Origin of the sequence: Phyllobacterium sp. NPDC097923, from assembly GCF_044760925.1 — a bacterium.
GTDB lineage: Bacteria > Pseudomonadota > Alphaproteobacteria > Rhizobiales > Rhizobiaceae > Phyllobacterium > Phyllobacterium calauticae.
In genome coordinates this window covers 537,594-550,707 of the sequence record NZ_JBIWBL010000002.1, presented here as the reverse complement: position 1 = coordinate 550,707, position 13,114 = coordinate 537,594, and the positions used below count along the sequence as shown (strand labels likewise).

General features: G+C 60.4%; 14 protein-coding genes. 4 read left to right on the top strand and 10 right to left on the bottom strand.

Annotated elements, in window-relative coordinates:
- Positions 1-2: 2 nt before the first annotated feature.
- From tolR to ACIQWS_RS15050, 10 genes are all read right to left on the bottom strand, one after another.
- Complete coding sequence (gene tolR, locus ACIQWS_RS15095) at positions 3-449, bottom strand: protein TolR (RefSeq protein WP_105734449.1); 447 nt, start codon at positions 447-449, stop codon at positions 3-5.
- A gap of 33 nt (positions 450-482) precedes the next feature.
- On the bottom strand, positions 483-1,193 hold the full coding sequence (tolQ, locus tag ACIQWS_RS15090) for a protein TolQ (protein ID WP_105734448.1): 711 nt from the start codon (positions 1,191-1,193) through the stop codon (positions 483-485).
- Positions 1,194-1,547: 354 nt separating this feature from the next.
- Positions 1,548-2,015: a tol-pal system-associated acyl-CoA thioesterase gene (gene ybgC, locus ACIQWS_RS15085; RefSeq protein WP_223613654.1), complete on the bottom strand. Its 468-nt coding sequence runs from the start codon at positions 2,013-2,015 to the stop codon at positions 1,548-1,550.
- Positions 2,016-2,084: 69 nt separating this feature from the next.
- Positions 2,085-3,125, bottom strand: a complete 1,041-nt coding sequence (ruvB, locus tag ACIQWS_RS15080) for a Holliday junction branch migration DNA helicase RuvB (RefSeq protein ID WP_403180615.1) — start codon at positions 3,123-3,125, stop codon at positions 2,085-2,087.
- Positions 3,126-3,165: 40 nt separating this feature from the next.
- The gene (gene ruvA / locus ACIQWS_RS15075) at positions 3,166-3,783 is read right to left on the bottom strand and encodes a Holliday junction branch migration protein RuvA (protein WP_346307152.1); all 618 of its coding nucleotides are present in this window, start codon (positions 3,781-3,783) and stop codon (positions 3,166-3,168) included.
- Positions 3,780-4,307, bottom strand: a complete 528-nt coding sequence (gene ruvC / locus ACIQWS_RS15070) for a crossover junction endodeoxyribonuclease RuvC (RefSeq protein WP_105734445.1) — start codon at positions 4,305-4,307, stop codon at positions 3,780-3,782. Before ruvC ends, ruvA begins: the two co-directional genes overlap by 4 nt.
- 95 nt (positions 4,308-4,402) lie before the next feature.
- A complete protein-coding gene (locus tag ACIQWS_RS15065) occupies positions 4,403-4,933 on the bottom strand; it encodes a DUF1465 family protein (RefSeq protein ID WP_403181032.1) in 531 nt (176 codons plus the stop codon).
- Between the two features lie 360 nt (positions 4,934-5,293).
- Complete coding sequence (locus ACIQWS_RS15060; protein ID WP_403180609.1) at positions 5,294-6,940, bottom strand: acyl-CoA synthetase; 1,647 nt, start codon at positions 6,938-6,940, stop codon at positions 5,294-5,296.
- Positions 6,941-7,039: 99 nt separating this feature from the next.
- Positions 7,040-8,263 carry an OpgC family protein gene (locus ACIQWS_RS15055; protein ID WP_403180606.1) on the bottom strand — a complete coding sequence of 408 codons (1,224 nt, stop codon included), beginning with the start codon at positions 8,261-8,263 and terminating at the stop codon, positions 7,040-7,042.
- A 139-nt stretch (positions 8,264-8,402) separates the two neighbouring features.
- Entirely contained in the window at positions 8,403-9,170 is a 768-nt protein-coding gene (locus tag ACIQWS_RS15050) for a sulfite exporter TauE/SafE family protein (protein ID WP_403180604.1), read from the bottom strand.
- A 236-nt stretch (positions 9,171-9,406) separates the two neighbouring features.
- On the opposite strand from ACIQWS_RS15050, the gene ACIQWS_RS15045 reads away from it, so the two are divergent.
- From ACIQWS_RS15045 to efp, 4 genes are all read left to right on the top strand, one after another.
- Positions 9,407-10,063 carry a thiamine phosphate synthase gene (locus ACIQWS_RS15045; RefSeq protein WP_346308310.1) on the top strand — a complete coding sequence of 219 codons (657 nt, stop codon included), beginning with the start codon at positions 9,407-9,409 and terminating at the stop codon, positions 10,061-10,063.
- Positions 10,064-10,067: 4 nt separating this feature from the next.
- A complete protein-coding gene (locus ACIQWS_RS15040) occupies positions 10,068-11,144 on the top strand; it encodes a tetratricopeptide repeat protein (protein WP_346308311.1) in 1,077 nt (358 codons plus the stop codon).
- Between the two features lie 50 nt (positions 11,145-11,194).
- Positions 11,195-12,358, top strand: a complete 1,164-nt coding sequence (locus tag ACIQWS_RS15035; RefSeq protein ID WP_403180599.1) for a M20 aminoacylase family protein — start codon at positions 11,195-11,197, stop codon at positions 12,356-12,358.
- Between the two features lie 149 nt (positions 12,359-12,507).
- Positions 12,508-13,071 (top strand): elongation factor P, encoded by a 564-nt coding sequence (gene efp / locus ACIQWS_RS15030; protein ID WP_223613664.1) that lies wholly within the window; start codon positions 12,508-12,510, stop codon positions 13,069-13,071.
- Positions 13,072-13,114 lie beyond the last annotated feature (43 nt).

Sequence of the window (13,114 nt, the reverse complement as noted above, 5' to 3'; positions counted from 1 at the left end):
TATCAGCTGCCTTCCGGAAGGCTGACGAGACCGATATTCTTGAATCCGGAACCGGAAATGCGCGCCATGACCTTCATGATCGTGCCATAGTCGGCAGCCTTGTCACCTTTGACAAAGATGCGCTCTTCATAGCCGGTCTTGGCAATCGCCTGGAGTTTCGGGACGATTTCCTCGATCGGGATTTCGGTTTCCTGCAGGAAGACCTGGCCCTTCTGGTTGATCGTCACATAGATCGGGTTGGTTTCGCTGTTCAGCGCCTTGGCCTGGGTCTCCGGCATGTCGATGGGCACGCCCACCGTCATCATCGGTGCCGTCACCATGAAAATGATCAGGAGCACGAGCATGACGTCGACCAGCGGCGTCACGTTGATTTCACTCATCAACGCCTTGCTGGCACGGCCGCGACGGCCGCGTCCCCCTGAACCCTTGTTACCAACAGACATGCCCATGGCATTCAATCCCGCACTTGTAAAATCAGTTGCTTAAGAACGCGGCGCCAGCTTCTCATCGATTTGCCGCGAGAGTATGGCGGAGAACTCGTCCGCAAAGCCTTCCATGCGTGCGGTCAGTTTGCCCGCATCGCTTGACAGTTTGTTGTAGGCGATAACCGCCGGGATGGCGGCAACGAGGCCAATGGCCGTCGCCAGCAGCGCTTCGGCGATACCGGGCGCGACGACCGCGAGGCTGGTGGACTTCGAACCGGCAATGCCCATGAACGATGTCATGATACCGATGACCGTGCCGAACAGGCCGATGAAGGGGCCGGCGGAACCGATGGTCGCCAGAAAGCCGAGGCGGGCGGCGAGAATATCACTTTCGCGTGAAAGGGCGACATCCATCGCCTTGTCGATACGCATCTGCAGGGCAATGGGGGAACGGGCGCCCTTTTCGAAGGACTTTTTCCACTCGCGCATCGCGGCGATGAAAATGGAGCCCATGCCGGTCGTGCGCTTTTCGCCCAGGTTGCGGTAAAGCTCTTCAAGCGACTGGCCGGACCAGAAAACCTGCTCGAAACGGTCAAAGGCGCGCTTGGCGCGACCATAGCCGAGTACCTTGTCGATGATGATCGCCCAGGTCCAGATGGAAGCACCCAGAAGGCCAATCATGACCAGCTTGACGATGAATCCGGCCTGCCAGAACAATCCCCAGAGGGAGACGTCCGATGTCTGAACAGCAACCGCTAAATTTTCCATATCCACTACCCTCGAATCCGAAAACCCGGTATTTCAACCGGGCTGCAATCGTCTCTCATACCCGTGCTTGGTCCACCGAAGTATAAATGGTCCGGCAATACGACCACGCGCCACTTTATTTCTTTGGAACCCGGCCGAACGCCCGACCGGCGTCCATCGTCGCTCACTAAATTTCGAAAGCCACGTTCTGAGACCGGACTTTTTCCAGTATTCATACCGCGGCTTCTCACGGTTAATTTTGGTAAAACGAAGGCGTTAACGCAAAACGCCCCGTTTCATGGCCTTATTCATGGTTTGTTATGGTTAAGGATCAGTTATGATTCAGCGCCTGTGCGTCATTTAAACGCCATGACATCAGGATTCCGGCTGAAAAAGTTTGATCCATTCCGCGGGAAACCGGCGCGGCCGTCCGGCATTGTTGATCAGTGCCGCTTCGACAGCCGCTGAAATCAGCAGATCATCGCCCCGTTTGATGGTCTGGGCCATTTTGACCCGCGCGCCGGAGATTTCCGCCGTGCGCGTTTCGATCGTCAGCACGTCATCGATGCGGGCGGCGCCCCGGAAGTCGATTTCCATGCGCCGCACCACCCAGACAATGCTTTCGCCATGCTTGCCGTCAGCGAGTTCCGAGTGGTGAACGCCAAGCAGGCGCAGATAATCGGTACGGCCGCGCTCGAGAAATTCCAGATAGCGTCCGTGATAGACAATGCCGGAGAAATCCGTGTCGGCATAATAAACCCGCGCCAGGAGACGGTGGCCGAAGGAAGTGAGTTCACCGGCAAGGCCGCCGAGGGGCGGCAGGGAAGGATTGTTTTCGCTCATGATCCCTCCTTTTGTCGGTACAGCCAGTGGTTTGTCCAGTGCCATTATGCTTGGTGCGACACGCGAGTACTAATCCTCGTCTTCCTGAAACAGGCTGATCTGCTGGACGGTGTCGGACGGTGCGTTCAGGCCCAGATGTTTCCAGGCATTGGCGGTCAGCATGCGTCCGCGCGGCGTGCGCTGGATGAAGCCCTGCTGGATCAGGTAGGGTTCGATAATGTCCTCGATCGCATCGCGCGGTTCGGAAAGCCCCGCGGCGATGGTTTCGATGCCGACGGGTCCGCCGCCGAAATTGTGCGCAATCATCGAGAGGTAGCGCCGGTCGAGCTGATCGAGCCCCAGCGCATCCACCTCGAGACGCAGGAGCGCGGAATCGGCCGTCTGGCGGTCAATGGAATCCTTGCCGTCGACAATGGCAAAGTCGCGCACCCGGCGCAGAAGCCGCCCGGCAATGCGCGGTGTGCCGCGGGCGCGCCGCGCCACCTCAAGCGCCCCGTCATCGGTCATGCCGATGCCCATGATGCGCGCGCCGCGCCGGACGATATGCTCAAGCTCCTCGACCGTATAGAAATTCAGCCGGACCGGAATGCCGAAACGATCCCGCAGCGGCGTCGTCAGAAGCCCGAGGCGCGTCGTCGCCGCCACGAGCGTGAACTTGGCCAGATCGATCTTGACCGAACGTGCCGCCGGCCCCTCGCCGATGATCAGGTCAAGCTGATAATCTTCCATGGCCGGATAGAGGATTTCCTCCACCGCCGGATTGAGACGATGGATTTCATCGATGAAGAGAACGTCGTTTTCTTCCAGATTGGTCAACAGCGCGGCAAGATCGCCCGCCTTGGCGATGACAGGCCCTGAGGTGGAGCGGAAATTGACGCCGAGTTCCTTGGCCATGATCTGCGCCAGCGTCGTCTTGCCGAGGCCGGGCGGCCCGACGAAGAGCACATGATCCAGCGCCTCGCCGCGTGATTTGGCCGCTTCGATGAAGACCTTCAGATTGGCGCGCGCCGCTGCCTGCCCGACAAAATCGTTCAGCGTCTGCGGGCGCAGTGACGTGTCGGCATCTTCGCCGCGCTTGTCGGGGGTTATCAATCGGCTGACATCACTCATGCGGATGTCCTCGCACAGTGTGCTGTATCAGGCAACCATGTCACCGGGAAAGTTCCTTCAGGCCAAGCCGGATCAGCTTGGCGGAATCGGCCTCCTCGCCCGCATCGCGCAGGGCGGCGCTGATGGCATTGGCGGCCTGATCGCGCGAATAGCCGAGATTGGTCAGGGCCGACACGGCATCGGCAACCGGCGCCGGGGCAACGCCCTCGCCCAGTTCCTGCTTGAGCCCGATCGTGCCCATGGCCTCGCCCGCAAAGGCAGGCGCCTTGTTCTTCAGTTCGATGACGATGCGCTCCGCCACCTTCTTGCCGACACCCGGCGCCCGGCTGACCATGGCGATATCGCGCAGGGCAATGGCATTGGCGAGATCGGACGGCGTCAAGGTGCCAAGAACGCTCAGCGCAACCTTGGCACCGATGCCCTGTACGCTCTGCAGCAGGCGGAACCATTCGCGTTCCAGCGCTGTGCCGAAGCCGAACAGGCGGATCAGGTCTTCCCGCACATAGGTTTCGATGAGCAGCACCGCCGCTTCACCCGGCCCCGGCATGTTCGACAGCGTCCGCGCCGAGCAATAGGCGACGTAGCCGACACCGTGCACATCGAGAATCACGTGATCCTCGGCGATTTCATCGACAGTACCCTTGAGTTTTCCGATCATAGCTGTGCCGCCAGTTTGCGTTCGATGGCAATGCGGCCGATGGCGCTTTGCCGGTGATGCGCGTGACAGATGGCAACCGCCAATGCATCCGCGGCATCGTCCGTATCGAATGTTGCCTTGGGCATCAGCACCTTGACCATCATGTGAATCTGTTTCTTTTCCCCATGCCCGACGCCGATCACCGCTTTCTTGACCGCATTGGGCGCATATTCGGCAACGGGCAGTCCCGCCAGCGCGGGAACAAGCAGGGCGATACCGCGCGCCTGGCCGAGTTTCAGCGTCGCCGTGGCATCCTTGTTGACGAAGGTGTGTTCGACCGCCGCCTCGTGCGGCATCTGGCCGTGGATGATTCCAGCAAGGCCGTCATGCAGCTGGCAAAGGCGCGAGGCGAGATCAAGCTTGGCGTCGGAAAGGATCGTACCCGAGGCGACAAAGCGCAGCGAATTGCCGAGCGTCTCGATGATGCCCCAGCCGGTGCGGCGCAGGCCGGGATCAATGCCAATGATGCGAATCGCTTCTTTCATGTCGGGACCTTATCGAGCTGTCAGGGAACTTGACAGCAGAAAGGTGAACAAAAGAGAAACAAACCGCCCTGTTATGCACGATTATCGTGCTGTCATCAGCGATGGGCGAAGGCGGTGGCCAGCAGGCTGATCTGATCCGAGACCGGGTTGGTCGTCAGCATCCGCCTGTGGGCCGTGCTGGCGCCTTCATTATAGATCTCGTCATCCATCTGGCGGACGCGGGCCTGCAGGCGCAGCGAACGGTGCACGAGATCGCAGTAATCGAAGGGAATCTCGTCCCAGCCTTCGACGGTTTCCGGGGCGGAATCCGTATCGAGCCGCACTTTCGCCTTTTCGGACAGCACCTGTTCCTGGGTCATTTCTCCGCTGCGCGATGCGCGCTGCAACAGCAGCCACGAGGCAACCTGCATGAGACGCGTCGTCAGCCGCATGGATTCGGCCGCATAGAGCGTGGCGGCAACGCGGCTCAGCCGCTTGGCTTCCGCCCGGCCTTCGCCGTCGAGATAGGCAGCCGCCTCCTCGACCAGACCCATGCCTTCGTCGTAGATATGATTGAACGTTTCCGAGCGGACCATGCGGTCAGCCAGCCGGATTGTATTGTCAGCCTGGTATTCCTGTTCAACCATGTCATGCCCTGTCATTAAAAATCCGCTGATTCTCAAAGCAGCGCTCTCTTACTGGGACAGCAAGCGGATCACCACAACGGCCAACGGGTAGTATTCCCCATCAACCTGCCCGTATGCACACATGAGCGCAAGTTTATCCTTAATAAAGGGTTAACGTCAGGGCCGCAGCAGAGATATGAACACAAAAAAAGAGCCGCAAAACGAGGCGGCTCTCAGGAGTCTAACAGGGAGGCGTCAAACAAAGTGGCCAAACCACTTGGTAAGAATCCAGAAAACTGGATGATCAATTTATAGCTTGTAATGCTTAACAAGTGGTTAATGCCGACAGCGCAGTTGCAATCAGTCCGCCCCCGCAACGCCTCAATCCAGCATCAGCCTGGCCCGTTTGCGCAGCTCGAACTTCTGGATTTTCCCGGTCGATGTCTTCGGTATGTCTTCGAACAGCACGTGCCGCGGCACCTTGAAGCGCGCCAGCAGGGTGCGGCAATGGGCGATCAGCTCCTCTTCCGTTGCCGTCTGGCCCGGCTTCAGCTCGACGAAGGCAAGCGGCGTCTCGCCCCACTTGTCATCCGGCCGCGCCACAACAGCACAGGCGGCCACGGCCGGGAACCTGTAGAGCGCGTCCTCCACCTCGATGGATGAAATGTTCTCGCCGCCGGAAATGATGATGTCCTTCGACCGGTCCTTCAGCTGGATATAGCCGTCCGGATACATCACGCCGAGATCGCCGGAGTGGAACCAGCCGCCTGAAAAGGCCGCATCGCTGGCCGTCCGGTTTTTCAGGTACCCCTTCATGACGATATTGCCGCGGAACATCACCTCGCCGATGGTCTCGCCATCGGCCGGCACGGGCTGCATGGTTTCAGGGTCGAGCACCGTCAGATCTTCGAGCGCCGTATAGCGCACGCCCTGCCGTGCCTTCTTGGCGGTGCGCGAGGACGCCTCCAGCGCATCCCATTCATCCTGCCATTCATTGACGACGGCAGGGCCGTAGGTCTCTGTCAGGCCATAGAGATGCGTGACCGCAAATCCCGCCTCGGCCATGCCGGCCAGAATGGATTCCGGCGGCGGTGCGGCAGCCGTGTTGAACGTCACCGTTTGCGGGAAATCGCGCTTGTCCTTGTCAGCCGCATTGATCAGCACCGACATGACAATCGGCGCCCCACACAGATGCGTAACACCCAGATCGGCAATGGCGTCGTAGATCTGCTTTGCCCGCACCCAGCGCAGGCAGACATGGGTGCCGAACTGCAGGGCCAGCGTCCATGGAAAACACCAGCCATTGCAGTGGAACATCGGCAGGGTCCACAGATAGACGGGATAGCGCCCCATGCCGGAGGCCACCACATTGCCATAGCCCATCAGCGCCGCGCCGCGATGGTGATAGACAACACCCTTCGGATCGCCTGTCGTGCCGGATGTATAGTTGAGGGTGATCGAATCCCATTCGTCATCGGGCATCGCCCAGGCGTAATCCGGGTCCCCGCCTGCAACGAAGGCCTCATAGTCCACCGCGCCGAACGGCTCACCCTGCGGATAGGGTGCGTCGGCGGGATACTGCGTATCGACGAAGTCAATGACCAGCGGCTTGACCCTGGCGAGTGCCAGCGCCTCGCGGAAAACGCCGGAAAATTCCGTATCGACAATGGCGATCCTGGTTTCCGCGTGATCGAGCTGGAACGCGATGACCGCCGCGTCGAGGCGTGTGTTGATTGAATGCAGCACGGCCTTCGTCATCGGAACGCCGAAATGCGCCTCCAGCATGGGCGGCGTGTTGGACAGCATCACTGTGACCGTATCGCCCTTGCCGATGCCGCGGCGCGACAGTGCCGATGCCAGCTGCCGCGTGCGGCGGTAGAACGTGCCGTAATCGAAGCGCTGCGCACCGTGGATGATCGCCGTTCTCGACGGATAGACCCGCGCTGCCCGTTCCAGATAGGTCAGCGGCGTCAGCGGCTGGTAATTGGCCGCATTGCGCTCAAGATCACGATCAAAGATTCCACCCATGCACGCCTCCCAACGCTTCCATGGGCAAAGCTTAGACCAAGCCAGCAAAAGATGGCTATCGGTTTTTCCGGGCCACCCGGCAAAAGCCGGTGCGGGCGGTCAGGAGACCGCGGACTTGGCGGTTCCGGATTTCATGCCTGAACTCATCGCGGCGGCATTGACCGGCCGGCCGGCAATCACCAGCTTCGATTTCGCCGGCTGCGCCTGCTGCAGGGCAGGACGCGCGTTGCCCCATCCGATGCTCGGCAGCCATTCCAGGTAATGCGCCAGGGCAAACTGCGCCATGATTCCGCTGGCGATCAGCAGCGTGTCATCCAGCTCGTCGCCGGGGTTCATCACCTTGACGATCTGCGCGACCATGGCAAGGATCGTTCCGGCAACAAACACCGGCAGCGAATGCTTGCCGAGGATGGCGAGCGGGTGATCTTCCGGCGTCCGCGCCAGGTTGGAAATGGCCGGTACCGAGACGATGACATAGGCGATCGCCAGGATATGCGCCAGGCGGGTCAGCGACAGGAACGTCTTGTCGAAACCGGTGATCACCATGGGCAATCCCATCGATGTATTGACACCCCACAGCGGTACCCGCACCCAGATCAACGCCAGCAGGATATAGCCGACCGCGACACCGAACAGGTATTTGTTGAAGGGGATTCGCCCGCCCCGGCGCACATGCATCACACCGGCGATGCCGATGACGAACAGGAACTGCCATGACAACGGGTTGAGGAACCAGACGCCTTCGGTCGGGTAATTCGGCGGTGCAATCCGATAGACACCCGACACCAGCCATAGGAGCCCGGACGCCCCGACCATCAGCGACAGGTTGATATTGGCGAGGAACAGGAACAGCGGCAGCATGAGCAGCAGCACGCCGTACATCGACAGGATATTGTTGTAGCCAAGCTGATGCCCCATCGTCGCAAGGCCGATGAGCGCCTCGGCCGGGCTGTCCATCAACGGCCCGATATTGATGAAGGACATGAATTCCGGGCGGTTGAGATAAAGCCCGGCGGCGCAGAAGATCGCAAGCGTAGCGACCGTCGTCAGGATATGGGCGCTGTACAGCGTCGCCGCCCGGCGCCATGCCTTCAGCGTGATCAGGAAGCGGCTGCCCGGTTCAAATTTGGCCCCATAGGCAAGACCAACGGAAATGCCGGAGATCAGCACAAAGGCCTCGGCCGAATCGGAAAATCCGAAATTCCTGTGGGTGAGATGTTCGAAAACGGTTCCCGGCACGTGATTGATGAAGATGGTCAGCAGTGCCAAAGCCCGGAAGACATCAATGCGGGTATCCCGCTGTTTGAGCTGCGTCTGTGTCATAGCGTTCACCAATTCCTGTCATGCAATATTCAATCACAGCACTCCCGGCCTCGTGAGGGAGCGTTAGTCCGACGGTTGCAGTTGATAATGTTTACATAGTGGGAAAGTTGCGATTCGGCTGATCAACTTTCGTTCATCATTATAACAAGGCGGCTAATCCATCGTAGGAAAGCTTCAATCCCATCAATAGGATCATGACGTACATGAAGGGATAGAACACCTCCGGCCGCATGCGTTTGACGATCCACGCGCCGGCAAAGGTCGCCAGCGGCGCGATGGGCACCAGAACCGCCGCCGCCTTGAGGTTCTCGGCATCGAACTGCCCCAGGGCAAAATACGGGATGACCTTCACGGCATTGACGATCGCGAAGAAAATCACGCTCGTGCCATTGTAAACCTTCGGATCCTGGCGCAGCGGCAGGGCGTAGACCTGATAGGGCGGGCCGCCCGCATGGGCCACGAAACTTGTGAACCCGGCGATGGTCGACCAGAAGGTTGCAGCGCCGGCATTGTGCGGTTGTGCGGTGGCGCGTTTGGCGGCACTGGCAAAGACATAACGGGCAAAAAAGATGATCGCGACAGCACCGACAATGAGCTTGACCATGTCATCGGTCACCACGGATGCGGTCAGCCAGCCTATGCCAATGCCGAGGAAGGCACCCGGCAGCATCAGCTTGAGGGTTTTCGCATCGCGGTAACCGCGCCAGCTCCACAGGCTGGCGACATCCATGATGATGAGGATCGGCAGCATGATCGCAGCCGCCTGTACCGGGGGCATCACCAGCGCCATCAACGGCACGCCCACCTGCCCCATGGCCCCGCCAAGGCCGCCCTTCGACAGCCCGATCAGGATCGTGGCCGGAACGGCGGCAGCATAGAACCATGGGTTCAACAGGAGATCGTGCATGATGGAAATCCACAAGGAGGGCCTTCCATCTCTAGCCGATCACCGCGGCATTTGAAAAATGCTTTTTGGCAACATGTGCCTGTTTGCTACTAAGTAATTACGTCGTAAGACTAATATGCAACAGGGTGTGATGGCTTGGATCATCGAAAAGGCTGTTCAAATGAACGGCCATCCTCTATGCCCGAATTCCATCACGATTGCCCATTCTATAGAGAACGATTGTAAGGTTGCAGCCCATGAACAACGAACAAACACCCCAACGCTGCCGTATCGTTCTGATCGCGCCTCCGGCCGCGACTGCCGACGAACTGGCCAGGAAACTCAGCGAAGCCTTGTCCGGCGGCGATGTCGCCTCCGTGCTTTTGCCCGCCTACGAGACGGACGAAACCCTGTTCCAGACCATGGCCGAAGCCGCCGTTCCGATCATTCAGAATGCGGGCGCTGCCGCCATCATCGTCGGCAACACGCAGGTTGCCGGACGGGTCAAGGCCGACGGACTGCATCTCGAAGGCCCGGCCAGCGATCTTGCTGCCAATGTCGAGCGCTTTTCCCCCAAACTGATCGTCGGGACCGGCAATATCAAGAACCGGCACACGGCGCTGGAAATCGGCGAAGCCCAGCCGGATTATGTCCTGTTCGGCAAGATTGGCGCGGATACGACACCCGAAGCCCATCCGCGCAATGTCGAACTGGCGGACTGGTGGGCATCGATGATCGAGATCCCCTGCATCGTCCAGGCGGGCAACACGCTGGAAAGCATCACCGACGCGGCCGCAACCGGGGCGGAGTTCATTGCCCTTGGTGCGGCGGTTTTCGGCAGCGACAAACCGGCGGACGCCATCAAGGAAGCGAACCGGCTGCTCGACGAGCACGCGCCGCGATTTGAGGAATAGGCCCATGGGAGCAAAATCCGCAAACCTCGTTTGCGCCGTCGCGGCCGTGCTTGCAGCCTTCCCGGCCCTGACGCATGGCGCCACGGCCCAGACGGCTCCGGCACCCGCAACAAGCCAGGCGCCTTCGGTGACATCCGCGCCGACCGACGCGCCCCAGCACCTGGAAACGCCGCAGACAACCCCCAAGCATGACAGGCCGAAACTCGCCAGCGATCCGGCGGTCGACATCGTCAACCCGACGCGCTTCGGCAAGGGAGCAGTGGACGAGGCATTCGGCGCCTACCAGCGCGGCCTGTACAAGACGGCCTACAATCTCGCCCTGCCGCGCGCGGAAAATGGCGATGGCGCCGCCCAGGTGCTGGTGGCCGACATGCTTGCCCGCGGCCTCGGCATACCGGTCAACCTGCCCGAATCGGCCAAATGGTACGGCAAGGCCGCCGACCAGGGTGTTCCCGAAGCCCAGTTCCGCTATGGCGCGATCCTGCTCCAGGGCAAATATGCCCCCAAGGATCCGGCCAAGGCCAAAACGCTGATGAAGGCTGCCGCCGACGGCGGCAACGCCATGGCCCAGTTCAATTACGGCCAGATCCTGCTGCAGGAGCACCCCGGCGACATCGGCATCGACAATGCCTATCCCTGGTTCCTTAAGGCAGCGGCACAGGGCCTGCCCGATGGCAGCTATGCGGTCAGCCAGATCCTTTCCAACGGCACGCTCGCCGTTCCGCGCGACGACGCCAAGGCCCGGGAATATCTCGCCAAGGCGGCAAATCGCGGCTACGACACGGCGCAGCTCGATCTTGGCCGCTGGCTGGTCGAGGGGCGCGGCGGGCCGCGCGATTATGTGTCGGGTTTCGGCTGGACCCTGCGCGCCGCCGTAGGCGGTAATGTCGCAGCACAGGCACAGCTGGCAAAGCTTTACTATCAGGGCCTTGGCGTGGAAGGTGACTCGGTCAAGGCAGCCGCCTGGTACATGGTCGCCAGACGGGCCGGATTGACCGACCCCGAACTTGACTCTTTCATGGACGGCCTCGACGACGACCAGATAAAGGCCGCCCTGACGGAAGCCAACAGGATGCGCTGACCGGCAGCCGGACTTGCAGTGCGCGACACGATCAGAAAGGGAACTTCACCATGCCGTTGATCAACCGAGTTCATGAAATGCAACCGAATGTCGCCGAATGGCGCCGGCATCTGCATGAGAATCCGGAAATCCTTTACGACGTGCATGAAACCTCCCGTTTTGTCGCGGACAAGCTGCGCTCCTTCGGCTGCGACAGTGTCGATACCGGCATCGGCCAGACCGGCGTGGTCGGGATCATCCGCGGCCGCCATGGCGATGGACCGGTGATCGGCCTGCGCGCCGATATGGATGCCCTGCCGATTCTTGAAGCCAGCGGCAAGCCGTGGGCCTCGAAGACCAAGGGCAAGATGCACGCCTGCGGCCATGACGGCCACACCGCCATGCTGCTCGGCGCGGCGCAGTATCTTACCGAAACCCGCAACTTCAAGGGCTCGGTCGCGGTCATCTTCCAGCCCGCCGAAGAAGGCGGCGCGGGCGCGCTGGCCATGATCAATGACGGCCTGATGGACCGGTTCTCGATCAAGGAAGTCTATGGCATGCACAATGCGCCAGGTCTGCCCGTCGGCCAGTTCGCCCTGCGCAAGGGCTCCATCATGGCGGCCACCGACGAATTCGAGATCAAGGTCATCGGCCGCGGCGGCCATGCCGCCAAGCCGCATACGACAGTCGATCCCGTGGTCGTCTCCGCCCATACGGTTCTCGCCCTGCAGTCACTGGTGTCGCGTGAAACCGACCCGCTCAAGTCGCTGGTCATCTCGGTGGCGATGATTCACGGCGGCGATGCGACCAATGTCATTCCGAACGCCGTGACCCTTTCGGGTACGGTGCGCACGCTGATGCCAGATGTGCGCGACTTCGCCCGCAAGCGCGTGACCGAAGTGGCCGAAGCCACGGCTGCCATTTTCGGTGCACGGGCGGAAGTCAAGTATGATCAGGGCTATCCGGTCACGTTCAACCATGACCGCGAGACGGATTTTGCCACGGGTGTCGCGCAGCTGATTGCCGGCGACAGCGCGGTGAATACCAACATGCCGCCGGTCATGGGTGCCGAAGATTTTTCCTACATGCTGGAAAAGCGGCCCGGCGCCTTCATTTTCCTTGGCAATGGCGACACGGCGGCCCTGCACAATTCAGCCTATGATTTCAACGACGATGCCATTCCTTACGGCATCAGCTATTGGGTTTCCGTGGCGGAAACGGCGCTCGCCGCCTAGTTCCGGAGGCTTAGCTGCGAAAAGGGCCATACCCGGCTCTTTTTGCGCTTTCTCTTGCCTATCGCGCGATTTTGTGGTCTTGGAGGCGCCAATATCGGCTGCCGCCGAGACGTCGGCGCCCGGTTTCCAACACCAATCCGGATAAACAAATGAAAATCAACGGCAATGAAATCCGTCCTGGCAATGTGATCGAGCATGATGGCAGCCTCTGGGTCGCCGTCAGGACGAACGCAGTCAAGCCCGGCAAGGGCGGCGCCTACAACCAGGTCGAACTGAAGAACCTCCTCAACGGCACCAAGCTCAACGAGCGCTTCCGCGCCGCTGAAACCGTCGAAAAGGTCCGCCTCGAACAGAAGGATTTCTCCTTCCTCTACGAGCAGGGCGACGCGCTTATATTCATGGACACCGCCAGCTACGAGCAGCTCGAGCTGCAGAAGGATTTTGTCGGCGACCGCGCGGCGTTCCTGCAGGACGGCATGATGGTCACTGTCGAACTTTACGACGAACGTCCGATCGGCATTTCGCTGCCGGATTATGTCACGCTTGCCATCACCGAGGCAGACCCGGTCGTCAAGGGCCAGACGGCGGCTTCATCCTACAAGCCTGCCGTGCTCGAAAACGGCATTCGCGTTCTGGTTCCGCCATTCATTTCGTCGGGCGAGCGCATCATCGTTGACACCAACGAACTGACCTACGTCCGCCGCGCTGACTAAGCAGGCATTATCGGGCGCCGCTTAAGAATGGCGCCCGCATCAA

What these genes read in the sequence shown, in the direction of transcription:
- tolR (WP_105734449.1), bottom strand. Translation starts at nt 449, where the DNA reads ATGGGCATGTCTGTTGGTAACAAGGGTTCAGGGGGACGCGGCCGTCGC.
- tolQ (WP_105734448.1), bottom strand. Translation starts at nt 1,193, where the DNA reads ATGGAAAATTTAGCGGTTGCTGTTCAGACATCGGACGTCTCCCTCTGG.
- ybgC (WP_223613654.1), bottom strand. Translation starts at nt 2,015, where the DNA reads ATGAGCGAAAACAATCCTTCCCTGCCGCCCCTCGGCGGCCTTGCCGGT.
- ruvB (WP_403180615.1), bottom strand. Translation starts at nt 3,125, where the DNA reads ATGAGTGATGTCAGCCGATTGATAACCCCCGACAAGCGCGGCGAAGAT.
- ruvA (WP_346307152.1), bottom strand. Translation starts at nt 3,783, where the DNA reads ATGATCGGAAAACTCAAGGGTACTGTCGATGAAATCGCCGAGGATCAC.
- ruvC (WP_105734445.1), bottom strand. Translation starts at nt 4,307, where the DNA reads ATGAAAGAAGCGATTCGCATCATTGGCATTGATCCCGGCCTGCGCCGC.
- ACIQWS_RS15065 (WP_403181032.1), bottom strand. Translation starts at nt 4,933, where the DNA reads ATGGTTGAACAGGAATACCAGGCTGACAATACAATCCGGCTGGCTGAC.
- ACIQWS_RS15060 (WP_403180609.1), bottom strand. Translation starts at nt 6,940, where the DNA reads ATGGGTGGAATCTTTGATCGTGATCTTGAGCGCAATGCGGCCAATTAC.
- ACIQWS_RS15055 (WP_403180606.1), bottom strand. Translation starts at nt 8,263, where the DNA reads ATGACACAGACGCAGCTCAAACAGCGGGATACCCGCATTGATGTCTTC.
- ACIQWS_RS15050 (WP_403180604.1), bottom strand. Translation starts at nt 9,170, where the DNA reads ATGCACGATCTCCTGTTGAACCCATGGTTCTATGCTGCCGCCGTTCCG.
- ACIQWS_RS15045 (WP_346308310.1), top strand. Translation starts at nt 9,407, where the DNA reads ATGAACAACGAACAAACACCCCAACGCTGCCGTATCGTTCTGATCGCG.
- ACIQWS_RS15040 (WP_346308311.1), top strand. Translation starts at nt 10,068, where the DNA reads ATGGGAGCAAAATCCGCAAACCTCGTTTGCGCCGTCGCGGCCGTGCTT.
- ACIQWS_RS15035 (WP_403180599.1), top strand. Translation starts at nt 11,195, where the DNA reads ATGCCGTTGATCAACCGAGTTCATGAAATGCAACCGAATGTCGCCGAA.
- efp (WP_223613664.1), top strand. Translation starts at nt 12,508, where the DNA reads ATGAAAATCAACGGCAATGAAATCCGTCCTGGCAATGTGATCGAGCAT.